23 protein-coding genes and 1 pseudogene are annotated in these 22,092 nt (G+C 69.9%); 1 reads left to right on the top strand and 23 read right to left on the bottom strand.

What is annotated here, in order from left to right; translation table 11 throughout:
* Positions 1–158: 158 nt before the first annotated feature.
* The 21 genes and pseudogenes from ACFV6H_RS28895 to ACFV6H_RS28795 all read right to left on the bottom strand — a co-directional run.
* On the bottom strand, positions 159–1,109 hold the full coding sequence (locus ACFV6H_RS28895) for a hypothetical protein (protein ID WP_385547804.1): 951 nt from the start codon (positions 1,107–1,109) through the stop codon (positions 159–161).
* A complete protein-coding gene (locus ACFV6H_RS28890) occupies positions 1,106–1,795 on the bottom strand; it encodes a hypothetical protein (RefSeq protein WP_385547802.1) in 690 nt (229 codons plus the stop codon). Before ACFV6H_RS28890 ends, ACFV6H_RS28895 begins: the two co-directional genes overlap by 4 nt.
* 501 nt (positions 1,796–2,296) lie before the next feature.
* Complete coding sequence (locus ACFV6H_RS28885; RefSeq protein ID WP_385547799.1) at positions 2,297–3,502, bottom strand: hypothetical protein; 1,206 nt, start codon at positions 3,500–3,502, stop codon at positions 2,297–2,299.
* A 214-nt stretch (positions 3,503–3,716) separates the two neighbouring features.
* Complete coding sequence (locus tag ACFV6H_RS28880) at positions 3,717–4,550, bottom strand: YgjP-like metallopeptidase domain-containing protein (RefSeq protein WP_385547796.1); 834 nt, start codon at positions 4,548–4,550, stop codon at positions 3,717–3,719.
* A 475-nt stretch (positions 4,551–5,025) separates the two neighbouring features.
* Positions 5,026–5,991 (bottom strand): DUF4007 family protein, encoded by a 966-nt coding sequence (locus ACFV6H_RS28875; RefSeq protein WP_311301163.1) that lies wholly within the window; start codon positions 5,989–5,991, stop codon positions 5,026–5,028.
* A gap of 33 nt (positions 5,992–6,024) precedes the next feature.
* Positions 6,025–6,378 (bottom strand): hypothetical protein, encoded by a 354-nt coding sequence (locus ACFV6H_RS28870; RefSeq protein ID WP_311301164.1) that lies wholly within the window; start codon positions 6,376–6,378, stop codon positions 6,025–6,027.
* Between the two features lie 47 nt (positions 6,379–6,425).
* The gene (locus tag ACFV6H_RS28865) at positions 6,426–7,430 is read right to left on the bottom strand and encodes an N-6 DNA methylase (RefSeq protein ID WP_385547791.1); all 1,005 of its coding nucleotides are present in this window, start codon (positions 7,428–7,430) and stop codon (positions 6,426–6,428) included.
* 130 nt (positions 7,431–7,560) lie between these two features.
* On the bottom strand, positions 7,561–7,863 hold the full coding sequence (locus tag ACFV6H_RS28860; RefSeq protein WP_311301166.1) for a hypothetical protein: 303 nt from the start codon (positions 7,861–7,863) through the stop codon (positions 7,561–7,563).
* Positions 7,864–7,965: 102 nt separating this feature from the next.
* On the bottom strand, positions 7,966–8,433 hold the full coding sequence (locus ACFV6H_RS28855; RefSeq protein WP_385547788.1) for a hypothetical protein: 468 nt from the start codon (positions 8,431–8,433) through the stop codon (positions 7,966–7,968).
* A 218-nt stretch (positions 8,434–8,651) separates the two neighbouring features.
* On the bottom strand, positions 8,652–8,897 hold the full coding sequence (locus tag ACFV6H_RS28850; protein ID WP_359769333.1) for a hypothetical protein: 246 nt from the start codon (positions 8,895–8,897) through the stop codon (positions 8,652–8,654).
* 95 nt (positions 8,898–8,992) lie between these two features.
* The gene (locus tag ACFV6H_RS28845; protein ID WP_385547784.1) at positions 8,993–9,676 is read right to left on the bottom strand and encodes a GNAT family N-acetyltransferase; all 684 of its coding nucleotides are present in this window, start codon (positions 9,674–9,676) and stop codon (positions 8,993–8,995) included.
* A 130-nt stretch (positions 9,677–9,806) separates the two neighbouring features.
* Complete coding sequence (locus tag ACFV6H_RS28840; RefSeq protein WP_385547781.1) at positions 9,807–10,718, bottom strand: hypothetical protein; 912 nt, start codon at positions 10,716–10,718, stop codon at positions 9,807–9,809.
* A 140-nt stretch (positions 10,719–10,858) separates the two neighbouring features.
* Positions 10,859–12,169, bottom strand: a complete 1,311-nt coding sequence (locus ACFV6H_RS28835) for an Eco57I restriction-modification methylase domain-containing protein (protein ID WP_385547778.1) — start codon at positions 12,167–12,169, stop codon at positions 10,859–10,861.
* Positions 12,166–13,563, bottom strand: a complete 1,398-nt coding sequence (locus ACFV6H_RS28830) for a hypothetical protein (protein ID WP_385547775.1) — start codon at positions 13,561–13,563, stop codon at positions 12,166–12,168. The genes ACFV6H_RS28835 and ACFV6H_RS28830 overlap by 4 nt, the downstream gene beginning before the upstream one ends.
* A 65-nt stretch (positions 13,564–13,628) precedes the next feature.
* Positions 13,629–14,090, bottom strand: coding sequence for a hypothetical protein (locus tag ACFV6H_RS28825; protein ID WP_311301173.1), 462 nt, complete (start codon positions 14,088–14,090; stop codon positions 13,629–13,631).
* Positions 14,087–15,037 (bottom strand): hypothetical protein, encoded by a 951-nt coding sequence (locus tag ACFV6H_RS28820; protein ID WP_385547771.1) that lies wholly within the window; start codon positions 15,035–15,037, stop codon positions 14,087–14,089. The genes ACFV6H_RS28825 and ACFV6H_RS28820 overlap by 4 nt, the downstream gene beginning before the upstream one ends.
* A 39-nt stretch (positions 15,038–15,076) precedes the next feature.
* Entirely contained in the window at positions 15,077–15,679 is a 603-nt protein-coding gene (locus ACFV6H_RS28815; protein WP_385547769.1) for a hypothetical protein, read from the bottom strand.
* A complete protein-coding gene (locus ACFV6H_RS28810) occupies positions 15,676–16,203 on the bottom strand; it encodes a hypothetical protein (protein ID WP_385547766.1) in 528 nt (175 codons plus the stop codon). Before ACFV6H_RS28810 ends, ACFV6H_RS28815 begins: the two co-directional genes overlap by 4 nt.
* A gap of 173 nt (positions 16,204–16,376) precedes the next feature.
* On the bottom strand, positions 16,377–17,126 hold the full coding sequence (locus ACFV6H_RS28805) for a hypothetical protein (RefSeq protein ID WP_385547763.1): 750 nt from the start codon (positions 17,124–17,126) through the stop codon (positions 16,377–16,379).
* Positions 17,127–17,157: 31 nt separating this feature from the next.
* The gene (locus tag ACFV6H_RS28800; protein WP_385547760.1) at positions 17,158–17,973 is read right to left on the bottom strand and encodes a hypothetical protein; all 816 of its coding nucleotides are present in this window, start codon (positions 17,971–17,973) and stop codon (positions 17,158–17,160) included.
* A gap of 107 nt (positions 17,974–18,080) precedes the next feature.
* Positions 18,081–18,449 (bottom strand): annotated as a pseudogene (locus ACFV6H_RS28795) (HU family DNA-binding protein); the annotation flags it as partial.
* Between the two features lie 326 nt (positions 18,450–18,775).
* On the opposite strand from ACFV6H_RS28795, the gene ACFV6H_RS28790 reads away from it, so the two are divergent.
* The gene (locus tag ACFV6H_RS28790) at positions 18,776–20,386 is read left to right on the top strand and encodes an ADP-ribosylglycohydrolase family protein (RefSeq protein ID WP_385547757.1); all 1,611 of its coding nucleotides are present in this window, start codon (positions 18,776–18,778) and stop codon (positions 20,384–20,386) included.
* An 84-nt stretch (positions 20,387–20,470) separates the two neighbouring features.
* Here ACFV6H_RS28790 and ACFV6H_RS28785 read toward each other — a convergent pair whose 3' ends face one another.
* Both ACFV6H_RS28785 and ACFV6H_RS28780 read right to left on the bottom strand, forming a co-directional pair.
* Positions 20,471–21,250 carry a hypothetical protein gene (locus tag ACFV6H_RS28785; protein WP_385547754.1) on the bottom strand — a complete coding sequence of 260 codons (780 nt, stop codon included), beginning with the start codon at positions 21,248–21,250 and terminating at the stop codon, positions 20,471–20,473.
* 40 nt (positions 21,251–21,290) lie between these two features.
* Positions 21,291–21,794, bottom strand: coding sequence for a hypothetical protein (locus tag ACFV6H_RS28780; protein WP_385547751.1), 504 nt, complete (start codon positions 21,792–21,794; stop codon positions 21,291–21,293).
* Positions 21,795–22,092: the final 298 nt, after the last annotated feature.

Genomic DNA, 22,092 nt, shown 5'->3' with positions numbered 1-22,092 from the left:
GGGTTCACTCCAGTGTGCGTTGGGGTGGGAGGGACGATCGGTCCTGGCTCGACCGTCGTGTCGAGCCGAGGGTGCGGCTCGGTCCGTGGGCAGCCGGGCAAGGTGGGCGGGAGGCCTTCACCTCGACCGCTGTAACTACCTTACACGCAATTATCGAGTTATGAAACGTCCTTGAGTCGCGCAGGGCGCCGGTCGGCCTCCCACTTGGGGTACGGCAGCGCGGGCATCCCGAAGACTGTCCTGGCTCGCTCGGTCCTGGTGCGGCCGGCAGCCAGCAGATAGCGCAAATTCCCCGGGTGGCGAGCCGACCGGGCGCCCATCAAGGTGAGCACCTCGGTGAGCCAGAGGCCGGGATCCTCGTCCTCGCGCGGGAGCCGTGCTCCAAGAAGGTGGAGCCGGCGGATCACCCCCCTGCTGCCGACCTCCCTGCCGGTGACCTTGGACTTCGACCTGGCGGTGAGAACGGACCCATCTGGCAGAAGGCACAGCGTTCGTGCCGTGCCCCTGCCGGAAAACCGGGCCCCGAGCGCTTGGTAGACGATCCCGAGGTGGCCGGGGGAACCGATGACCACGCCCTTCCCGGTCGTCCGCCGTCGCGGCACTGGGTCGGCGAACGACACCAGTCCCCGTATTCCGCTTTCAGCGGCCAGCCGCATGGCCCGGGCAACGAAGAACGTCTCACCGTTGGCAGGCACGGACGCCCCCACCACCAGCCGCGCCAGTTCTGCACTCTCGGCATAGGGGACCAGCCGCGGAAAGCAGCGGGTGAGGACCTTCTCATTCATGGGTGAGGCGAGCACTGTCACGCCGACGAGGGCCAGGCCACCGACGGTTAGATCGCCGGGCCGTGGCTCTGCGAGGGAATCCAGCAGGCCAAAGCGGTGGATGGCTGCCGGCCAGCCCGACAGGTAGTGGTGGTCCGTGACGTACCGCCGGGCAGTCTCCTCGTCGATCGGAACGACCTCGTAGCGCTCCCTGCGGAACCCCCCTTCAGAGACGTGCCGCCAACTCGGCACGCCGAAGGTCCATCGCTGGGCATAGCCCTTGGGATTCCCGGAGACGATGGCGCGCAGTTCGCTTGCCGTGGGCACGACCTGGTTCTCGCTCATACCCGGTCCCGGGCGTCGGCGAGGCGGTCGAGCAGTTCACCACGCCACCACATGGCGTGATTGAGGCAGTTGGACTCGCTCTTGTGGGTTCCGCAGGTGCGCTCGTACCGGCCGCCCTTCGACCAGGCCATGCTGTCGGCCGACGCCACGTGCGGCCACGAAGCGGTCAGCCCGCTCTTTTTGTACCCGAAGGCATGGAGCTTGAGGCCCGCGGCGTGGAGGTCCTCCAGAATCCAGCCGGCGACGTGGGTGCTCGGCCGTCGGCAGATGCTGCCGACACCGACCAGCGGCTCCTGGGTCAAGTCGACGCCGGCGGCCATGAACTTCTCGACGCAGCGCATGTAGTGCGGCCGGAGCCAGCCCTGCACAACCGGGACGATCCTGAGTTCGGGCGCCAGGCCCCGCAGCGTCAGGAAGTTGCGCACGGTGAGGTCTTGATGCTGTTCAATGGTGAGCCCGGTCATGCGCAGGGCCTTCTCCTCGCACATGAAGTCCTGCTGGCTGGCCCAGGCCAAACCGCCGACCTCGTCGTGGTACCGCCGGATCAGCTTCACGTACTGCTCCGGGCTGGTGCGCCACTCGCCGTACGTAGTGATTTCGGTGAACCCGCCGCTGTCCAGGGCCCAGGACCCCACGGCCCTCGGCAACGACTTCAGGCGCGCCATCTGCCGGTTGGAGACGAACATCGGAACATCGGCCCGGGCCAGCCAGCTGGGCCGGTGGACGCCGAGCCAGAAGGTGGGGAGCGGCGGTGACGGCTTCGAGTTCCCGAAAGGAGCGGGACCGTCCAGGGTGAGCATGTGGTGACTCCAGTTGTGGGCGGAGGCCAAGTGCGGTGAGGCCGTCGGCCGGGCGGCTGCGACGAGGACCTCGCGGCGTTCGTGGAAAGGCGAACTGCGGAGCGGCGGCGACGCGCGCCGACCGCCGCTGGTGACCGGTGGGCGGCAAGGCCCGACCCAGGGATCGGCACACTACAAGCTAAAATCGAGTTATGCAATCACGTCGGCGTCTGCGACTCGTCGGTGCACCGAGGGGCGGACGACGCGAACAGCCGGCGGCCGAGCCGGACGCTACCTGCGCCGGCGCCCACCCTCGCGGCGCAGCGGTCGGCCGCGCCACCGCCCTCTCCGGCGTGTGGGCGGTCGGCGGCTCCCTCCCGGGCGGGCGCTGCCCGCTTCCCGCGGCCGTCACCACTCGAAGCTGCCTTCCCGGGCCCGCTGGCGCTCCCTTTCGCGGATCTCCTGCTCCTTGGCGCGTCCCAGGTTCGCCAGCCGGACGTCACGGTGGTTAGCCGGGTCCTTGCGCTGCGGATTCACGGGGATCACGCCCGTGCCCGGCTCCTGGCCCTCCTTCAGCAGCTCCCATTTCGTCCAGTACGGGTCCACCCACCGAAGCGACTCCAGCGACCTTCTCGGCCCGTGGCGGACCACCTTGTAGTGGCCCGCGCGGTGCTGCGGGCCGTACTCCACGCCGGACGGCACCGACGCCCCGTCACGCGTGGCCGCCTGCTGCGCCCGCATCCGGGTCGCGTGCAGCGCGGGCCCGACATGCCAGCCCACTCGCACGTAGAACGGGTCGCGCGGAGGCGCCTGCCGCTTCTTCTTGCCCTTGGCCGCCGGTGCGGGCGGCGGCTCCTCCACGTCCCGGTTGTCGCAGCACAGGTAGGTCATCACCGACATGAACCCCGGCAGGATCTGGCGGAGCAGTCTCCTCTCGTTGCCGTCCGTCCTCGTGCCCTGCCAGGCGTTCGTCTGCTCGATGACGTCATCCAGGCTGAAGGGGTCCTCGGCGGACGGCAGTCGGAACAGCGGCGTGACGACGTCGCCGTACTCGTCCTGGCGGGCGTCGTTCCACTCGATCCAGGGCATGACCACGAGCCCCTCCGACCGTTCATCCGTGGTCCGGCAGAACCCTTGGCCGATGTGCCCGGTCAGGAAGTACGCACGGATCAGCCCCTCGCGCTTGTTCGGCGAGCGGAACGGCCACGGCCGGGGGAGCGGCACCATCGGGCTGATGTGGGGCAGTCGCCGGAACAGCCCGCCGGGCAACTTCCCCTTCATGTCGGCCCGGTACAGGGCGGCCGCCATCTCCGGGTTGATGTCGTAGGCGATCCGGCCTTGCTTCCGCCAGAGGTCCACCACGGCGTTCCGCGCGATGTGGTCCGTGACCGACACCAGGTCGGCCGGGCGGATCTGCTCCCGGACGGCCGGGGACCACCACGCGGACTCGCCGCGCCGCAGCCGCCGGACGTTCTCCTGGGCGCCGGGGATCGGGCCGAGGTCCGACCACAGCTTGTCCGTGCTCGCCAGGATGCGCTCGACCGCACCGTTCGTCTCCTGCGCCCGCCGGAGACGAGGAGACGGCTTCGTGCTCTTGTGCGGCTTCCTGGTCATCGACGTCTCCATCTGCGGATATCGGGCCTGGGACCGGTCGGGTCGCCACGGCGGTCCTCCAGGACCGCGCGGGGCGGGCGCCGCCGAGGGCGGATGCCGTGGCGGACATCGGCGAGGTTCTCGGGCGGCCTTGCAACCGGGCGACTGACAGTCACACTACGACCTAATATCGAGATATGCAACGCTTGCTTCGGGCTTGCCCCCCGCATGGGGCTCACCTGGGGGCGGGAGGGTGTACGTCCCCCATCCAGACGGTCGCACCTTCTTTGTGGAGTTCACGCTCCCTCTGGCGGGCTCCGGGCTCGGCGCGTTCGAAGGCGCGCCAGAACTCATGGCCGTGGGCGCGTCCGCCGGGCCGCGCCGCGTGCACGAGTTCGTGGGTGAGGACGTGGCGTACCAGCGCAGGGCGGAGTTGGAAGGTCTGCCAGGCGATGCGGATGGTGTCGTCGGCCGGGTTCGGCTTGTGATGGTGGACGCCCCAGCGGCTGCGACCGATGTCGGCGGCCCGCACGGCCGGCAGGGGGCGGTGCCCGCCCGCCATCCGCGCCCACAGTGGCCCTGCTTGGGCGTCGAGCCAGGCGCTGCCTTCTTGGATGTACCAACTGATGAGTGGCGCGCCGCCCAGTCGGACGACGGAGCGGTCGAGTTCGAGCCACCGCCCGCGCCAGGTGCCGCGCTCGGTGGTGGTGCCGTGGTCGTCGACGTGGCGTACGGCTTCGGCCGCGTCGTCGACGAGGCGTAGGCGGTTGTTCTGCCCCAGCCACAGGAAGCCGGCGCCGTTGACCAGTTCCTTGACCGGGATGGCCGGGACGGTCCGCCTGACCTTGTGCAGCATGGAGGCGATCCGGTGGCGGTTCTCGGCGAGCGTGGCCACGACATCGGCGGGTGTGTGGGCGGCGGGAACGTGCAAGGTGATGCCGCTGTCACCGGGCCGGATGCTCATGCCCAGACTCTTGCGACGGGTGCTGATCTTGATGGTGGCGATGTGACGACCCAGATCGGGGTGCAGGTCAAGGGCGGCACGGACGGAGCGAATGGTGGCGGTCATTGAGGAAGGTCTCCATGTGGGTTCCCGGGCTCAGCCGGGGGATCGGTGAACTGGGGCGCGCGAAAGCCGCTGGCGGCCGTGAGGGAGGGGACCTCCAGGGTTCGAGTACAAGACACGGGATTGCCGAGTTATGCAATACAGGGCCATGGTGCGAGGAGCGAGAGGTCTCCAGCACGCTCCCGGGCGTCATCGCGTTGCCGGGCATCGCGCGCACGGTCGGCGTGCCAGCGGTCCGCTATGTGTCCGCTGGGCCGCTGGCAGCGTCTGCCGACGATTGCCCCGCATCGGAGGCACGGCAGGCTTCCCGGGCAGGTCAGGGTGTCAACGAGGCCGTCGCAGGTCGCGCAGGGGGCTCCGCTGACCGGTCTGCCGGCACGGTCCACCAGGCTGCCCTCGGCCAGGAGATGCCGGTACTCGGCGAGGTACGTGGGAGCGGGCATCGCCTGCACCGCGTCGGCTCGCCGCGCGCGATTGCTCACTGGCTTCCTCTGGCCTGAGGGAAGGCGCCGGCCAGGATGTTCTCCGCGATGGTCGACGGCGGGGCGGTGTACGCGAGCAAGTCCTCGCCTGCCGCCGACTCCGTCACGGCGAAGCCCTCGTGCCGGGCGGACATCGAGCGCAGGGCGCGCAGAAGTCCGCGGGCGTCGGTGAGCAGGAGACGGCCGGGGCCGACGGAATCCGAGGCGAGCCTGGAGACCGTGATAGTGCCGGGACCTGGGCCGGCCAGCCTGGCTGCGTAGTCCAGGCTCGCGTAGGCGAGGATGGCCGCCGGGCAGGACTGGCCCGCCGCGCGGTCAAGGGTCACCGTGTGGGTGCGGTCGCCGAAGTCGTTCGGGGCCGGGCCGCTGGTGAGCATGTGCAGGGAGCGGAAGGGATTGAACAGGGCGTCCTCGACGCGCTCCCGCGGCTGGTCCGGGGCGCTGGGTGCGTACATGCTGACCAGGCAGGTGATGTCGCTGGTCACCACGGACTGCGCCGGTGTCTTCCAGCCGGCCCGGTGGGCGGCGCGGGTGATCTCCGCGTGCAGCAGCTTGCGGCTGTTGCTTCGCAGCCCTGAGTGTCCGAAGAGGTAGCGCCAGCTGGGCACATGACACGGCGCGGCGCTGAGCAGCCACCAGTGCAGCAGATACAGGCTTGCCGGTTCTTCGAGGAACGGGTCGGCTCCGTGCTCGTCATCCAGGAGCCACCGCCCCCGGGCGGTCGGTACGAGACCGCGAGCGGGCGACGGGCTGGCCAGGCCGAACGCCTGGCTCCAGAACCGCATGGCCGGGATCATGCTGGAGCCCACGCCGAGGATCACGGTGGCGTCGGGCCGTCGCAGGGTTCCCGGATCGTCCTGGAGGGCGAGGTGGACCTTTCTTAGCCAGCCGTAGCGGGGCGGGTAGCCGTGATGCCGGCCGAACGCCGGGAGGCAGTCGGTCAGCGGTTCCTGAGTTCCCATACGGCAACTCCTCCTCGGATCAGATGCGGGGTGTCAGTGCAGAGAAAGCGGGCTGTGGTCGGAAAGGATCAGACGGCCGACGAGCTGCGCGAGCTCCTCCGGCCACCGGGATGTCGCCGAGCGGATGAGGAAATGCGTCTCCCAGGTGATGCCGTCCCCGAATCGCGGGGTGCTGGTGAGCCCGACCTCGCGCAGCGGCAACGTGTCGGTCGCGACGACGAGCTCGTAACTGCGTGACTCCGTATCGACGGTCCAGAACAGCTGCCCGTCGGCGTCCGGGCAGCCGCAGGTGAGCGTGTACACGCGGGTGCGGCTGGGGACGGGCAGAGCGGCGCGTAGCGCGGCGGCGACGGCGCCGGTCTCGGTGTGCTGGTGGGGATCTTGCATCGTGTGACTCCGTGGTCGGGGGCCCTGCCGCCGGCGGCAAGGTGGTGTTACCTGCGGGTGGTGAGCTCGCGCAGAAGCTGATCAGCGGTGTGGGTGGCGAGCGCGAAGCCGGTCAGCTCGCTGAGCCAGTCCCGGTGGCCGAAGAGTTCCCGCCGGCGGGCGAAGGCGTCCTGCTCCAGATCAGCGCGCGCGAGGACGTCTCCGCTGCCGACGACAGCACGCGGACCCAGATCCCAGACGATCGCGTTGACCGCGGCTCCGGCTGCGGACAACTGGTCGAGTTCGAGCATCACCCAGCCGTATTCGGCAGGACTCCGGCCCTCGCGGCGCAGACTCTGCGCGGTGGAGCGGAACAGCCCGCCGGTTCCGGCGGTGGGCTCGATGAACCATTCCCCCTGCGGTGTGGCCACGGCGCTGATGTCAGCCTGGAGCATGGCCGCCATCAAGTCGCTGATGTCCGGGGGCGTGTGGTACTCGCCCATGCTGCGCCGGGACTGGTGGTGACGGAGATTCGTGATCACCCAGGACATCAGGTCGATTCGGGACCGGGCGAAGTGGTCGACATCTCCGGTGTGGTGGAGGACCCCGTGGCGCAGCGCGGCCCGTGTCACGGCCTGGACACCGTCGAGCTGGGTCGCGTTGAGTTCCTCCTCCGTCCAGGCGAACAGCGGCCAGGCGACGTCCATCAGGTCAGGTCGCAGATTCCAGTGCGATGCGAAGCAGTCCGCGAAACCCCGGACCAGGACACGCGACGGCTGGGCCGCGATGTACGAGGCCAGGGAAGCGGCGTGCTCGGCCCCCGGTGACTTGATCGGCCACAGGGCCAAGGCCGCGACGATCCCTGCGGGGATGTCCAGCCGGCTGCCTCCGGACCGGTACCAGGCTTCGGCCACCGCCTCACCGAAGACGGCTCCGGAGCTGCGGTCCGTGGGAAAGGGAGGGCACTGGCGTGTCCCGGCGTGCTGGGCGCACCCCGGATCGCTACAGGCGGCGGCGCGGGGCGAGACCGCCCGGGCGGCCGTTTCACTGACGAGCCTGGAGGTGGAGGGCATGACGAGCTCCTGGGAGGAAGCCGCCGCGGGACCGCGGCGGAGGAAACGGGGTGCCGCGCTCCGGCTCCCGCGGGGGTCTGCACCGCGGGAGCCGGAGCGCGGTCAGCGGGGCTGCCGCCACCGCGAGTGGTCAGGGGGCCGGTTCGCTGTCCGCGGGCGCCGCGTAGTTGGTGCACGCGGGCATGTCCTCGCGAAGATCGGGACCACGCAGTCCGCGGGTGCCACGGGGGAGGAGGCCGCATTTCAGGCGGTCCTGGCCGTTGCCGAGCTTCTTGAGGAAGCGGTGCGCGCACCCTCCGCAGACCGCGGACGGGTTGGTGAGGTCGGTGTCGAGCAGCGGGGCCCGGGTGGCCGGGTGCACGCCGCCGTCGAGGAACTGGCGTATCGAGCCGCGGCCCGACCGGGCCGGTGCGGGGGTGAGAGTGCGGGTCATGAAAGGGGGCTCCTTCCGAGCACGGCAGTGAAGTGGCTGCATGAAGTGGGGACTTCGGCTCGGGCGGAGCCGGAGGCAGCGCCGCCCGAGGGACGGGGGTGGTTACTCGGCCTTGCGGCGCTCGACCCGGTCGGCCGACCGGGCCGCGCGGGTGATCTCGGTGAAGTCGAACCCGATCGACTCGGCGTAGGTGCGCAGATCGGCCAGCAATGCGGTCAGTGCCGCGGAGAAGGTGAGGTGTGTGTCCTGCGCCGTGTGAACGCGGACCGCTTCGGCTGCGTCACTGGCGTGCACGTACACGTCGAAGGCGTGGTCGGCGGACTCTGTGTCGTCGGTATTGGCGACGGGGCGTACGGACGGAGCGAGGCGGGGCATGGCGCTCAGCACCCGTTCGTCCAGCCGCGCACCGGTGTCGCCGGACAGGCATCGGTCGATGTCGGTGTGCATGTAGCGGGCCAGGTGCGCCAGGTCGCACGTGAGGTCAACCAGGGTCAGCCAAACGTCATTTGAGCGCTTGCGGTAGGAGATCAGGGCGGCGGCGACGTCGGAATACGCGGGAGCTGCTGGCATGACGGACTCCTGGAAGAGGGGGCGGGCGAGATTCACCGCCGTTCGATGTGACTACAGTACATGTGATTATCGAGATATGCAACATCGAGTTGAGGTGAGTGCCGCCCGCGGGATCGCGAACCGCCCTCCGGGTGGCACTCACGGTGGGCGGTGGAGTGGCGGCGGGGGCAGGGCCGCGCCCCGCTCCCGGACCTATCCGCCGGGGCACCGTGCCGGAACTACTCGGGATCGCCGGACGAGCTCTTCTGAGGGTGGCGCTCCACGGCTGCCGTCCCGCGACGCGGCATCGTGAGCGTGAAGGCCAGCAAGGCCGCCACGGCCAGACCGGCCGCGGCGAGCGCAGCCCCCACGCTGCTCGGCTCGTACAGCCACACGCTGGCGAGCGCGACTGCGGCGCTGGGTAGGCCGAAGAGGAGTGCCCACCGCCTCCAGGCGCGGGCGCTGGGGTCGCGTGGGCCGTCCACCTGCATCATGTCTCCAGTCCTTTCCGCCGGCGTTCGCCGGCGCTGTGTGCGCTCCGGGCGGCGCCCCTGTCGGCGCCGCCGGTGGTCGTTCGAGGTCAGGGCCGGAAAAGCAAGGTGCGTCCGTCGAAGCGCGCGCCCCTCGGAACGCCGCTGTCCGGCAGGATGCCCGAGACGACCGGCGACGCCAAGCCGGGTACGTCGGCGAGCGCCGTATACCTGTCCAGGGGACGGGCGGCCACCTTGGTGTCGCCCCACTGCTGTCCGATCATGTAACCGGCTCCGAGGTGCACGTTCAGGGTGTCCATCGTGGTGAACCCCAGCCTCCGGTAGTACCTCTCCAGTGAGGGGACGCAGTTGAGCGTCACCAGTCCGTACCCGGCCCGCGTGAAGCGCCGAACGGCGTGTCGTACGAGTTCCGCTCCCACCCCTTGGCCCCGGTGGTCAGGGTGCACCCCTACTGCGGTGACGATGCCGATTCGTGCGACGAGAAGGTCCAGCAACGCCGGGTGGCCGATCCCCTCGTGTTCGAAGAGCCAGACGGGAGCGCCGCCGAGGAGGGCACCCACCGGCTCGCCCGAGCTGTCCTGGGCAAGGACAACGAGGGCTCTGAAGTGGGAGAGGGGGCCGATCGGGGGCAAGTCCAGCGTGGGCCGGGCGCTCTCGAATGCGTCGGGGTCCTCGGGGTTTGCTGCGGCGACGAGCCGCAGCAAAGCGTCGGCATCCGGCCTTCCGGCGTCGCGGATGGTGATGCCGGGCAGACGGGTGCGCGTGGTGTTCACGATGGGGCTCCCAGTGGGTCCCGGAGGCGGCGCCTCGGTCACGGGTAAGAGGATTCAGGGAGAGGGGAGTTGACCCCGCCTCTCGACAATCACAGTACCCGCATTTTTCGAGATATGCAACGACGTGGCTTCAGTTCGCCTCCTCGTCGGCCCAGGCGCGGGTGAAGCCGCCCTCGCCGTCGGGCCACGTCGTGGCGGTGTCGTACCGGGCGCACAGGTCCGCCAGGTCGGGGCGCGGGGCGGAAGGCAGGAGCATCACGCGGTGAGGGGTGGGGTTGAAGAAGCGCCGCATGTCGAGCAGTTCGCCGAAGGCGGCCAGCATGTGCGTGCGGGCGACGCTCCCTGCGCAGGCGACGAGTTCGTTGGTGGTGCGGTCGAGGAGGTCCACGGGGAGGGGGAGGAGTTCGTGGGCGGGTGTGACGGTGTAGCGGCGGACGTCGTGTCCGGCCTGCATCAGGTGCGCGCTGTAGTCCCTCAGCAGCCGTTCAGCCGTCGACTCGATGGAAGTGAGGTTGCGTCCGTGTGCGTCACCTGGGCGGGGGCGGAAGGGGATGGCGAGATCGCGCTCGCGGACGATGGTGTCGGAGGTGACGGGCTCGACCGTGGGGACGCCGGTGGGCGCGGGGGTTCCCGTCTCGGGGAGCAGTCTGAAGACGTAGCCGGTGCGGAACGGGTGGGTGGGGTCGCCGATCACCGGCAACGAAACCTGCACGTAGGGGAGGCCGGGGTCGACGCGGTAGGCGCCGAGGTAGCGCACGACCGTTCCGGAGGCCGTTGCGAAGAGGCGCAGTGTTCGCTTCGACAGGGCGTGCTCTGCGAGCACTCGGTTTCCGCCCTTGATCAGCTGCTCGCGATCTCCCTGTCCCTCGCCCTGGAAATGGAAGTGCTCACCTGTCCATCCGTCGTGCTGGCTCTCATGCGCTCCGGGTCGGGTGAACAGGCAGATGGCCGGGGAGGTCTTGCTCGGGCTGATACGGCCGTTCGGGCGGCCGCCGATGAGCGCGTGGAGGTCGGGGCGGGCGATGGTCTCGCCCGGCTGCATGGGGAAAGGCATGTGGAGTCCTGGGGTGTGAAAGCGTGAATGCCGAACTCGGACGGGAGGCTGAGCGGCGACCTGATCTCGACGCCGATCCGGAACGGGATGGCGGCGGCCAGGGGCCGAAGCGCTCAGGGAGTCGCACACTACGCGCGATTATCGAGCTGTGCAACGTGCGCTCGGAGTCCGGCCTCGAAACGTTCGCGCGCCAGCCTGCCGTCGACCGCGGCCTCGATAGCGCGCCACACGAACCCGCGCGCTGGATCCTCCGGAACCCTGGGCTCCCCGCGATTCCCGCGGATGACCGTGATGGTGTCCCCCACAGGCCGGCGCGCCCGATGAGCGAGGATGCAGGTCGGCGTGCCGTGCCCAGGGATGTAGACGCCCGAAGTGTCGATGATCCAGCGGGTGTCGAAGCGCGGCAGAAACTCCTCCACGTAGCGCCGGCCGAACTCGCGCTTCATGAACGAGTTGGCGGTCAGCTGGGCGACGAACCCTCCAGGAGCGGCCAGGTGCTCGAGCATCAGGGCCGTGAAGGGAAGGGCCAGGGAGTACTTGCCGCATGCGACCTGCGGGTACGCCGCACGGACGCGGTCGCGGACGATGGCGTCCTTCGGTGTGATGTACGGGGGGTTGGCTACGCACGCGTGGTAGGCGCCGGCGCGCAGCAGCGGCTGGTCGAGGTCCAGCAGGGAGTCGGCCGCGGCCACGCTGACGGGCCAGGAGGCCGGGACGCGGTCCAGCCGGGTGCGGAGGGCGGCGGCGGAACTCGCCAGGAGCCGGTAGGCGGTCAGGGCTGCTGCGTAGGGATCCAGGTCGACGCCCGTCACGGTGCGCAGCGCGCGCTCCACGGCCTGGTCCTCGCGGCCGGCCGAGCCCCTCTGCCGCCCGCGGACCGGTGGGACCCGGGCCATATGGAACGCCGCCAGGACGATGTGCCCGGTCCCGCAAGCGGGGTCGATCATCAGGGTGTTGTCCGGTCCCCACTCTTCCATCGCCGGCTCCAGAGACAGCCGCAGCAGCAGGCGGGCGATCCAGGGAGGGGTCTGACACAGAGCGCGGCCCTTGCGTGCCTCCTCGCTGAGTAGTTGGTAAGCGTCGCCGAGGGCGTAACCGTCGACGCGGTGGCCATCCTCTAGACCAGGATGGGCGGCCCAGAACTGCTCGATGCCGGACCAGGCCGCCGCGCCGAGCGGCTGCGACCACACGGGCAGCACCGCTGGATCGGTGAACGGCGCCAGGGCGGGGTGGCAGGACGCAAGGACTTCCAGGGCCTTGCGCAGTCCGTCCGGACCTGGAGGAGGAGAGCTGAGAGGCAGGAGGCCGTGGTCGTGGGCGTGACGTACGAGCCCTGCGGCATGGATCCACAGAGCGGCGGTACGGCGCTGGCCGGTGTCCCGGGCGACCGCGGCGGTGAGCCTGTCGTACGCGGCGGCCGGCAGGGTGCGGTTGCTCATGACGCGTCGCCGGGGGAGAAGCGCGACTGCTCCCCGCTGGTCATCTCGGCCCAGACGGCGGCGAAGCCGTCGCGGGCCTTGTCCCGGACGCCGGCCGGGGCGATCGCGTAGAAGTCCTCGACCGAGCCGTACGTCTTGCCGTCAGGACGGGTCCGGTTGCGGACGCGGTCGATGCCGAGGCCGTGGGCGTCCGCAGAATGCTCCACAGGTCGGTTCAGGGCCACCGAAGCCTTGCGGAGGAAGGCCCCGGCCTCGGCGCGCGTCCCAGTCCGTACGGTCTTCACCGATCGGTAAACCGTCCCCTTGATGCTGTTGTCCCGGCACGCCGGCTTGGTGCAGCGGTCACCGTGCGCTTCGCGGCACTGGGGCCGGCGCCCTGCGGTGTAGGCGCGCTGCACCCGGTAGACGGACCAGTCCTCCTCGTCGAGACGCGCCTCGAACTGGCCGAGCGCTTCGGTGTTCTGGTCGTCGGTGACCCGTCTGAACAGGGTGTCGTCCTTGTAGAGCGAGCTGTTCTGGTTCAGAGCCATGGAGACGTACTCCAGGCGAAGCACGCGGGCGGCCAGGTCGGGGTACTTCCGCAGTCGCTTGAGGTGATCGGGCTGAGGCGAGCACACACCCGAGAACGGGCATACCGGGCAGTAGGACTTGGCCATCGTCAGACCGGTGCGTTCCTTGACGTAGCCCTCCACCGCCGCGCGGTCCCAGCCGAGACGGATCAACGGGTAGTCCAGGGCGAAGGTCGCGTGCCCGGCCTTCTTGTCCTTGCGGGCCTGGTGCTTGTTGGCCTTGGCCGCCCGCTTGTACTCGTCCGCGTTGTAGCCGAAGAGCTTTCCGACGGTCTGGCCGCCGGCCTGCATCTGATCGAAGGTGTCGAGCGTGAAGCCTTTGAACTTCTGGCTGCATTTGTGGCCACCGGCGTACTGGGGGACCGTCCCGTTGGCCTCCAGCTCGTCCATGAGCGTCCATCTGCCGCGGCGGAATTGCTTCCAGGGCAGCCTGGTGTCGGAGAGCACCTGAACGCCGGCTTCCTCCAGGTGCCCCGCCCGTGCCACCTGCGCATGCCGAACCCGCTTGGCGCGCAGCAGCGGCAGGATGTGCTCCTGGACGTGGGCGATCGTGTCCGGAAACTCGAAGCCGGTCAGAGCAGTGATCACGGAAAAATCAGAAAAATCGGCGGCGATGCCGAAGCGGACGGGATCGTCGAGGATCGTCAGGAGCAGCGCCGTCGAGTCGACGCCGAGACCGTAGGCCAGTGACTTGCGCGGCGTCGAGCGGAACTTCTCGAACGCGTCAGCAGAGGCCACCGCTACCGGGGCGCCCGAGGGCACCGGCGCGGGGACGTGGACGTCGACGGCAGGGGTGTCGAAAAGGGTCAGAGAGGTCATGGCCATGAGGCACGCCTAAGGAATCGGGCGGGTGTGAGCACCACGGGCCCACACCGGCCGGGGGAGGGTGGTCAGGTCGGTGATGGCGCGGCACCCGCTGCGGCGGTGCCTGCCTCGGTGAGAAAAGGGCGGTGGCTGGGGCCGGTGCGGCCGTCGTCGCCGTCGGTGGGATGGACCCGGCCGCCGGCGTCCCGGTATTCCACGAGCCCGAGACGGGCCAGCGCTGCGACGGTCGGCCATCCGACCTTCGGGCTCAGTGCACCGTCGCCGTCGGCGGTGTCGAGGGCAGCACATTGCGACGCGTTGAGGATTGCTCGGCGCCCTGCGCCGGTGATGATGTACGGGCCGCCGCCCTTGTCGCCCTGTGCGAGGTCCTGAGGGAGGCGGTAGCCGTCGGCGTCAGCGCGGTAGACCAGGCCGTCGTCCAGGTAGATCTGGAGCGTCGTACGGCTGGGACGGGAAGTGAGATGACCGTGGGGGTCCGCGCACGCGGCACGAAGGTGCTGGGGCGCGGGAGGGTAGGTCCCGCTCACCGTGGTCCCTCCAGTGCCAGGGCGGTCCCCGACTCCGACGGCGCGGATCGGCAGGCACCGGGGCCCTCGCAACACGCCGCGGCGCGCGGGTTGGGCCACTGGCACTTGGGGCAGCGCCACATCAGCCCGGACGAGATCGCAGCCGCGTAGATCACGGCCTGCTGCTCGGTGTCGGCGCCAGCCAGCAGTTCCTCCATCACCGTGGGGTGCGGGGCGAGGACGTCGCTGTCGTCACGCAGCACGGTGTCCTCGACCACGACGGTCAGCGGCACGGTGCCGTCCGGCCGGACGGCACGTTCGTCGGCGTTGTCCACGTGCACCGAGATCCGTACGACACCGTCCCGTGCGTCCACGTAGGCGAAGGTGAGGACCCCGAGGACCTCGATGCACTGCGGGCCGTCGTCATCGGCCGTGTGGAAGACCGCGCCGCGGTTGGCGGCCTCCGCGGCGGCAGCGTCGGGGAAGGCGAAGTCGAGCGGAACGAACCGGGAGCGCCGGGAGCGGACGATTTCCGCGGCGAACAGCGAGTAGCTCTCGTCCGGTCGCGCGTTGCGGTCAGGGCCGTAGTACAGCTCAACGGCCTCCGCGTTGTCCGCCGGCGGGCGCTCGGGCATGCCCTCGTGGCAGCACACGTTGTCCCAGCTGCCGCGTACGTGGTCGGCCAGGTCGGCCAGGGCGGTGGATTCGAGGTCGTAGACGGTGGTGACCTGCTCGTGGCGGTCCGTACGGTGCAGTACCCAGACCTGCTCGCCCGGCCGGGGGCCCAGAAGGGCAGCGACGGGCGGGGCCGGGATGCCGGCGGCCTCCGCCAACATGGCCGTGCGGGCGCGGTCGGCCAGTTCCCGGTAGGGCTTGGACAGTTCGGCGGCGGCCGGTGAGCCGGCGAGGGTGCCGGTGATCCGGGCCAGGAGTTCGATCTCGGTCGGAGTGAAGGTTTCAGCGATCATGGTGTCCTCGATGGGGTCAGAGGCTGGGAGAGGTGGTGCTCACCGGCCGAGGTCCGCAAGCGCGGCGATCATCCGCAGCGCGCTCTCGCGCTCGGGGGACACGAGGATCCGGCGGATACGCAGCGGCGCCAGGTCGAGGGAGATCCCCAGGATCTTTCGGCCGTCGCGGCGGAGCTGGTAAGCGTCCAGCGGCAGCATCCAGGCGTCCCAGTCGGGTGCGGCGCTGGCCGTCCGCTCCGGACCTCGCTGCCCGAATCCGGCTGCGCAGCGTCGGCAGTCGGGGTCGGCGCATGTCCGAAGCGCCGGGTGGGACCGGGACACCCCGCCCTCGCGATAGGTTTCGGCCGTTCCGTTGAGCATCGGGCAGGCCTGTTCGGAGTATTGAAGGCACGGGGGGTGCAGACCGGGCTCGGGGGCGTAACCGAAGCCCACGTCCTGAGGGCGTACGACGACGTAGAACCGTCTCTCCAGCGGGTTTTCGCAGATCTGACACAGGCGGTGCTCGAAGCAGCGATCGCGTTTGATGGGGTCGGCGGTACCGAAGGCGACGGCGTCGTTGTGCTCGAAGGACAGGTACGGGACGACGAGACCGCCGCGGCGGGGGCGGTGGGCGCACGCCGCCGGGATCGGGGTCGCGCTCACCGCCCGCCACCTGCCGGCATGTCGACCTGGGCGGCCCCGGGTGCGCGCAGCCGGTTGAGCAGTCTGCGGATCCTGTCGGAGCGCCCGTACTCGTCTCCCGGGAGGGTGGTCGCGAACAGGTCCTGAGCCAGGCCGATGTCCACTGTGTCGGCGTCGACGCCGAAGGACGGCAGCGCCTGGCGGATCACCTGGTCGCGCTCCTCATCGGTGCGCCGGATTTTCTCCGCCCAGTCCCAGTAGGACATCACGGCCTTGCCCCGGACGGAGGGTTCGCCCATGGCGGCCGGATTCCATACGAGGTGGCCGGTGTCGTCCGCCAAGGCGAGTGCCGCCTTGAGGGTCCAGTCGCCGTTGTGCGAGCGGAACATGACGGCCGCGAGCCACAGCTGATGCTCGGGCAGATCCCTGGTCGGCACCCACCCCCACAACGCGGTGTTCGCGTATTCGGTGGGGGTGCGGTGGGGGAAGCGGCAAAGGGTATCGGGGTCGAGTGCCGCGGCGTACTTCTGGGCGTAGTCGGTCATGGATGAACTCCCGGGGCGAAAGCGGAGGATCGGCCGGCCGGGGCGCGAGGGCATCCCGGCGAGGCGACAGGTGAGTTGGGGGAGCGAGGCGGCGCACGGCCCGTAGGCGGCGGCCTCACTCGATTTCTTTATAATACACGACTTTCTAGAGTTATGCAACGGTCAGGATTCGGCTACTCCCGCACTTCCAGGGATTGACAAGCGCCCGCGGTGACGCGGAACGAAGGCGCCAGCAGCGCCTGGCACAGCTCTTGGATGCCGCCGCTCTCCCACAGCCGGAGAGTCTCGGGCAGGGAGGCCGGCCACCACTGCACTGCCACTGCCTCCCCCACGACATCGGCCGCGACGCCGTATCCCTCGTCCCGGCTCCAGTCGGCCATCGTCACGTGAGGGGTCAGGGCCCGTACGACCTGTTCGTGAAGGCGGATCGCGCGTTCCTTGGCGCTTCGGGCCGCCATCCGCACCTGCGCGGCCTCGTCCGCGGGCACTGGTCGGTAGACGGTACTGAGGCCGTCGGCCCCGGAGATGACGAGGGTCCCGCGCTGCGTCCGGAGTACGGATTCCCGGCCGGCGGCCACGGCGAGCTCGAGCAGTTGCGGGGCGGTGACGGTGGTGTCGCATCCCTGGCCGGGCACCTTCGATGCCCGGTAGTGCTCGTGCTGGACCAGATCCACGGCGTGGCGGACATCCAGCATGGTGCGGGCCAGCTCGCTCGCTCCCGGTTGGCCGTGGGCGGTGTAGCGGACAAGCCGACTGTGGATCCGGGAGGCCTGCCCATCGTCGAGACGGCCGAACTCGCTTCCGGTCGCTTCGCGGATGATGAAGTCGATCACCTCCGGCAGGTAGCCGGCGGCGAAGGTGGCGCGGCGCAAGAGCCGAAGTTGCAACTGGCTGTCGGCGCCGCGGGTGGGGTTGTCGTGCATGAAGGGCCTCTACGCGTTTGGGGAGTTGCGGTTAGGGGGTGTGGGGGAAGGGTGCGCGGAGGTAGTCCATCCAGGCGTCGTGCTCGGCTGCCGTGAGTACGGGGGTCGGGGTGATGGGAGCTCTTCCGAAGCACTTGTCGCACTGATTGAGTCCGGAGACGTCGACGATGGCTTCTGCCGCCGAGGTCTGAACCGGACTGCCGCACAAGGCCGCGCCTTCTGCGGCGGGCGGCGCCAGCACCAGGTGCAGGTCTGTGCCGGCGACGACGGGAAGGATGCTTACTTCCTCGGCTGTGTCGGGTCCGGGAGGACCGAAGTGGCGGGACAGGAGTTGTACGACGAGGCCGTATGCCGCCTCCCGTCGAGCACTCAGGGTCCTGACGTCGCGAGGAGGCTCCTCGACAGCGCGGAGGGCGGGGCGCAGTTCCGAGGCCAGGCGCTCGGTGAGGGCTTCGGCCTCCGAATGGAACTCGGTGGTCTCTCCACGGGGGTCTGGGCTGCGTAGCCCGGCCCAGACCCAGGAAGACGGCAGGAACGCGGCGAGGCTGTTGAGCAGTTCATAGGAACTGCTGACGGCTGCGGTGACGTAGCGCGAACACCCGGGGTGGTTGCAGGTTCCGGCCGGCGCCTGGCACATGCGCAGTTCGAAACGGATGCCCAGTGCCGTGGCCTGGGGCCGGACGATGCCGATCTCTGCCTCGTCCTTGTCCGGCCAGGTCCTGAGCCACCAGGCGGGTTCACCGCCCAGCATCGGGCCGGCTTCACTGGGTCCGGCACCCTGCGGCCCCGCTGCCCGGGCGCTCGGCAGTGTGTCGTGGGCCGAGACGACTCGGCCGTCCTCGATCAAGAGATAGGTCATGGCGCTGGCGGCTTCCTCCTGTGGCCGGGCGCGGAGGGCGCCCGGCCGTCGGCGTTCTGGCGTGCGGGCGCCGTGGCGCCCGGCGGGAGGGATCAGGACGAGACCTTCTTCTTCGCGCCCGTGGCCGCGCCGCTCAGGCTGCCCTTGGGCGCCTTCTTCACGGAGACCCCGCCGCCCTTGGGCAGCTTCTTCGACCCGCTGACGAGGTCCTTGAACCCCTGACCAGGGCGGAAGCGAGGGACAGCGGTCTTCTTGACCCGGACCCGCTCGCCGGTCTGGGGATTGCGGGCGTATCGGGCGGGACGGCTGACCTTCTCGAAGGAGCCGAAGCCGGTGACCGAGACCCGCTCCCCCGCGACGACAGCGCGGACCATCGCGTCCAGGACCGCGTCCACCGCGTCGGAAGCCTGCTGGCGTCCGCCGAGCTTGCCGGCAACCACCTCAACGAGCTGTGCCTTGTTCATGTCGGAACTCCTTGTGCTGGAAGGAGGCGCGCGGGGGCGCCCTCCTGAGCGGTTTGGGGATCGGGTGCCGGAGCGGGCCGCACGGCGCACAACGGCCGAGAGGGCTCGGGACGGTGGCCGGTCAGTGGCTTGCCGGCCCAACAAGAATCAAGTTACACGTAATTATCGAGTTAGGCAACACATATCGTCGTATTGACTTAATCCCTGGTGTTGTGTCAGGCTGACATAACGACAGCGGGTTGCAGTGCCCGGCGACTTCACGCCGCGCTCCCCGCACAGCGCTTGCCTACCGCCTCCTTTCGCACCATCACCCGGGAGTAGCCGTGATGAAGACGACGTCCGTAGCCTCGGCCACCGACGACCCGCAGACCGCCGCATTCCTCGGCACCCGTCCCCTCGACTTCCAGGCCGCCGACCGAGCCGCCGGGGTCCTCGTCGGCGCCGCGTGCGGCGACGCGCTCGGTGTCCCGTACGAGTTCAAGGCCCGGCTGACCGACGACATGCGGCCCGCCATGATCGGCGGTGGCCTGGGGCCCTACAAGCCGGGCGAGTACTCCGACGACACGCAGATGCATGTCTGCATCGCCGCCGTCGCCAGCACCGGCGCTGACCTGACCAGCCCCTCAGCCCTCGACCAGATCGCCCGGAACTTCCAGGCGTGGCGCGCGGGTGGGGCGACCGACATCGGAAGCCAGACTGCTGCTGTGCTGCTCGCGGCGAAGAACAGCGAGATCGGCTCGCCGTGGGAGGTCATGACGGCGGCAGCCGATGCGTACACCGCCCGCACCCGATACAGCGCGGGCAACGGATCGCTCATGCGGACCGGGATCGTGGCGCTCGCCTACCTGGACGACCCCCAGGGAATGGTCAACGCAGTCACGCTGATCAGCTCGCTGACACACAGCGACCCCGAGTGCGTCGAGGCGTGCATCCTGTGGTGCTCCGGCATCCGGACCGCCGTGCTTGAGGGCACGTTCGACGGTGTCCGGCAGGGCATTCAGCTGCTCCCGGCCGACCGGCAGGAGCTGTGGGCCGCCCGGCTGGACGAGGCCGAGAACAACCCGCCGCACCACTGGCCGTCGAACGGCTACGTCGTCACCGCACTCCAGGCGGCATGGTCGGCCATCATCCGCACCCCCGTCCCCGAACTCGCACCGGAGCGGCGCTCGTTCCCCGCCCAGCACTTTCAGCTGGCCACCGAGGCGGCCGTACGCGCGGGCAACGACACCGACACCGTGGCGGCGATCGCGGGCACGCTGCTGGGCGCGCGGTGGGGCCTGTCGGCCATCCCGCTCGCCTGGCAGCAGGCGGTGAACGGCTGGCCGTCCCTGGCCGCGCCCGACCTCGTCCGCCTGGCCGTCCTGACGGCCCGAAAGGGCTTCGATGACGCCGACGGCTGGCCGACGACCCCGCGTGTACCCATCCCCGCATACGCCGGGCAGGGGTTCGTCGCGCCTCATCCGGAAGACCCCGGTGTGCTGCTGGGCAACCTCCCCCTGACCGAGTACCGGGGCAACGCGCCGGTTGACGCGGTGGTGTCCCTGTGCCGCGTCGGGCAGGAGCCGATCCTCTCCGGCACCGACGTCGAACACGTCCGCGTCTGGCTGATCGACAAGCAGGATGCGAACGCCAACCTTCACTACGTGCTCAACCAGGCTGCCCATGAGATCGTACGACTGCGCAAGGAGGGCAAGCGGGTGCTCTTGCACTGCGTGGCGGGCCGCTCGCGCACTCCCGCCGTCGCCGCCGTCTACAGCACGCTGCTCGGCACCCACCCGCAGAAGGCCCTGGCCGAGATCTACCGGGCCCTGGGTCAGCGTTGGACGCTGCTGGCGCACTGGCAGCTCCACGACGCCGTCTACGAGTTGTCCGGACTCCAGCCCTACCGGCCCAAGCCCCGTCCGCTCCCTTCCACCGCAGCGTTCAACGGCGGGTAGCGTTCAGCGCTTCGTCGCCCGTGCATGTGTGAAGCCCGGCCCCTGGAATTCGCCTCGGGGCCGGGCTTCACACGTGCACGTGTTCTATCTGGGGCCGAACCTCCCGGGCCCGGACCGCTGGAGGATGTGGTCGTACACGGTCTGGCGGTACCAGTGATACGCGAAGACCCGCGGCTTGCCCCCGTCGTCCGGCCTTCGATCGGCGAAGGGGATCTGCCCCCTGTTGTGGTACGCGACCATCGTGTCGTGGGCCACAGGCGTGCCGCGGGTCGCGTTCCCAAGGATCTCGCCGAAGTCGTCGATGTCCAGCAGGTCCCGGGGGTCGCCGGCGGGAAGGGGCTTGACCAGTACCGGACCAGTGCCGGCGAAGGCCGCCCACACGTGCGGCCGGTGCACTTCCACCCAGGCGTCGACCTGAGTCTGGTCCCACTCGCGCCTCGGGCGCGTGCTGACCGGGGTCGGGAACGGCTTACGGACGACCTTGCCGCCCTCCGTCTTCTCCTTCACCGCGATCCAGTTGGCCACGGTGGGCTCCGGAACGTTGAACCGCCTCGCGATCCCCGCAGTGTCGAGCACCACCGGCGTAACCGTGCGAGGGCGCTTCGTTCCATCTGCAGGGCGCCGAGCGGCCGCCTTGGCCGGCTTCGACTTCGCTGCCGGCTGCTGAGCCGCGGCCCACGACCTCGGTCGGTTACTGCGGACCCAGTTGTCCACCGCGGCCGCGGCGTAGGTGCCGAGGCCGTTCGGGCCCGGGAATCCTTCGGCTTGCGTCCAGGCCCGGGCCGTCCGGCCGGTGACCCGGTACTTGCCGGCGATCGCGTCGGCATCGAGCCGCGTCTGAGCTCCGGCCGGGCTCATGACCATGCTCGCAACGTGCAGCCAAGCGTCCTCGAGCAGCGCCGGCTCATCGCTCGCCGCCCTGCACCTGGCGACGCATACGCTGCCGCGGGCGGTTGAGCCACTGCGACGCGGTCTTCCAGTGCCACATCCGTTCGGTGACCTCCGGGTGCTTGCCGTCTCCGGGGGTCCGGTCGGCTGCCGGCATCGTGCGCTTGGAGATGTAGCCGCGCAGGGTGGCGATGGGGACGGGCTTGTCACGTCCGAGGATCTTCGCCTCGAGCTCGGCGATTGTCTTGAGGGTCACGAGGGTCTTCGGGCCCATGACGGGCAGGTCATACGGATTATCCGATTCCTGCCCCTTGGCCCAGTGCACCGGGAAGTTGACGTGCAGCCAGTCGTCGACGGCCTCGGACTCGCGCACGAGCATGCCGCCCACGACTCCGACCGTCCGCCCCTGGGGGAATCCGTCCATGCGAGTCCAGTTGTGTACCTGGCTCAGCGGGACACCGTATGTCTCCGCGATCTCCTCAGCGGTCAGTACCGCCTCTTCGGCATCGGCTGGGATCACCGGTCTCACTCCTTTTCGGGCCGGCGGTGGTGGCGCTGGCCGGTTCGGCGGCCCCGCAGCCGGAGCGGGCGCTGGTCGTGTCGGACGTCTGGTTGTCGAGGGTGCTGCCGGCATCGCCGGCTCCTTTCCGAGCCGGCCCCGGATCGTGCAGGGGGCGCGGCGTGCTCAAAGTACCGGCTTTTATCGAGGTATGCAACAACGAGGCGGGTGGGCCGGCTGCCTCGCGGTGCGCCCGGGCGGAATCTTCGGGTAACCGTGTGGGGCCGGACGCATCACGTCCGGCCCCACACGGTTACCC

Origin of the sequence: Streptomyces sp. NPDC059743, from assembly GCF_042732975.1 — a bacterium.
Classification (GTDB): domain Bacteria; phylum Actinomycetota; class Actinomycetes; order Streptomycetales; family Streptomycetaceae; genus Streptomyces.
This window is presented reverse-complemented; position numbering and strand designations above follow the sequence as displayed.

Excerpts from the sequence above, each read along its gene's own strand:
- ACFV6H_RS28895 (WP_385547804.1), bottom strand. The coding sequence starts at position 1,109 with ATGAGCGAGAACCAGGTCGTGCCCACGGCAAGCGAACTGCGCGCCATC.
- ACFV6H_RS28890 (WP_385547802.1), bottom strand. The coding sequence starts at position 1,795 with ATGTTCGTCTCCAACCGGCAGATGGCGCGCCTGAAGTCGTTGCCGAGG.
- ACFV6H_RS28885 (WP_385547799.1), bottom strand. The coding sequence starts at position 3,502 with ATGACCAGGAAGCCGCACAAGAGCACGAAGCCGTCTCCTCGTCTCCGG.
- ACFV6H_RS28880 (WP_385547796.1), bottom strand. The coding sequence starts at position 4,550 with ATGACCGCCACCATTCGCTCCGTCCGTGCCGCCCTTGACCTGCACCCC.
- ACFV6H_RS28875 (WP_311301163.1), bottom strand. The coding sequence starts at position 5,991 with ATGGGAACTCAGGAACCGCTGACCGACTGCCTCCCGGCGTTCGGCCGG.
- ACFV6H_RS28870 (WP_311301164.1), bottom strand. The coding sequence starts at position 6,378 with ATGCAAGATCCCCACCAGCACACCGAGACCGGCGCCGTCGCCGCCGCG.
- ACFV6H_RS28865 (WP_385547791.1), bottom strand. The coding sequence starts at position 7,430 with ATGCCCTCCACCTCCAGGCTCGTCAGTGAAACGGCCGCCCGGGCGGTC.
- ACFV6H_RS28860 (WP_311301166.1), bottom strand. The coding sequence starts at position 7,863 with ATGACCCGCACTCTCACCCCCGCACCGGCCCGGTCGGGCCGCGGCTCG.
- ACFV6H_RS28855 (WP_385547788.1), bottom strand. The coding sequence starts at position 8,433 with ATGCCAGCAGCTCCCGCGTATTCCGACGTCGCCGCCGCCCTGATCTCC.
- ACFV6H_RS28840 (WP_385547781.1), bottom strand. The coding sequence starts at position 10,718 with ATGCAGCCGGGCGAGACCATCGCCCGCCCCGACCTCCACGCGCTCATC.
- ACFV6H_RS28835 (WP_385547778.1), bottom strand. The coding sequence starts at position 12,169 with ATGAGCAACCGCACCCTGCCGGCCGCCGCGTACGACAGGCTCACCGCC.
- ACFV6H_RS28830 (WP_385547775.1), bottom strand. The coding sequence starts at position 13,563 with ATGGCCATGACCTCTCTGACCCTTTTCGACACCCCTGCCGTCGACGTC.
- ACFV6H_RS28820 (WP_385547771.1), bottom strand. The coding sequence starts at position 15,037 with ATGATCGCTGAAACCTTCACTCCGACCGAGATCGAACTCCTGGCCCGG.
- ACFV6H_RS28810 (WP_385547766.1), bottom strand. The coding sequence starts at position 16,203 with ATGACCGACTACGCCCAGAAGTACGCCGCGGCACTCGACCCCGATACC.
- ACFV6H_RS28805 (WP_385547763.1), bottom strand. The coding sequence starts at position 17,126 with ATGCACGACAACCCCACCCGCGGCGCCGACAGCCAGTTGCAACTTCGG.
- ACFV6H_RS28790 (WP_385547757.1), top strand. The coding sequence starts at position 18,776 with ATGAAGACGACGTCCGTAGCCTCGGCCACCGACGACCCGCAGACCGCC.
- ACFV6H_RS28785 (WP_385547754.1), bottom strand. The coding sequence starts at position 21,250 with ATGGTCATGAGCCCGGCCGGAGCTCAGACGCGGCTCGATGCCGACGCG.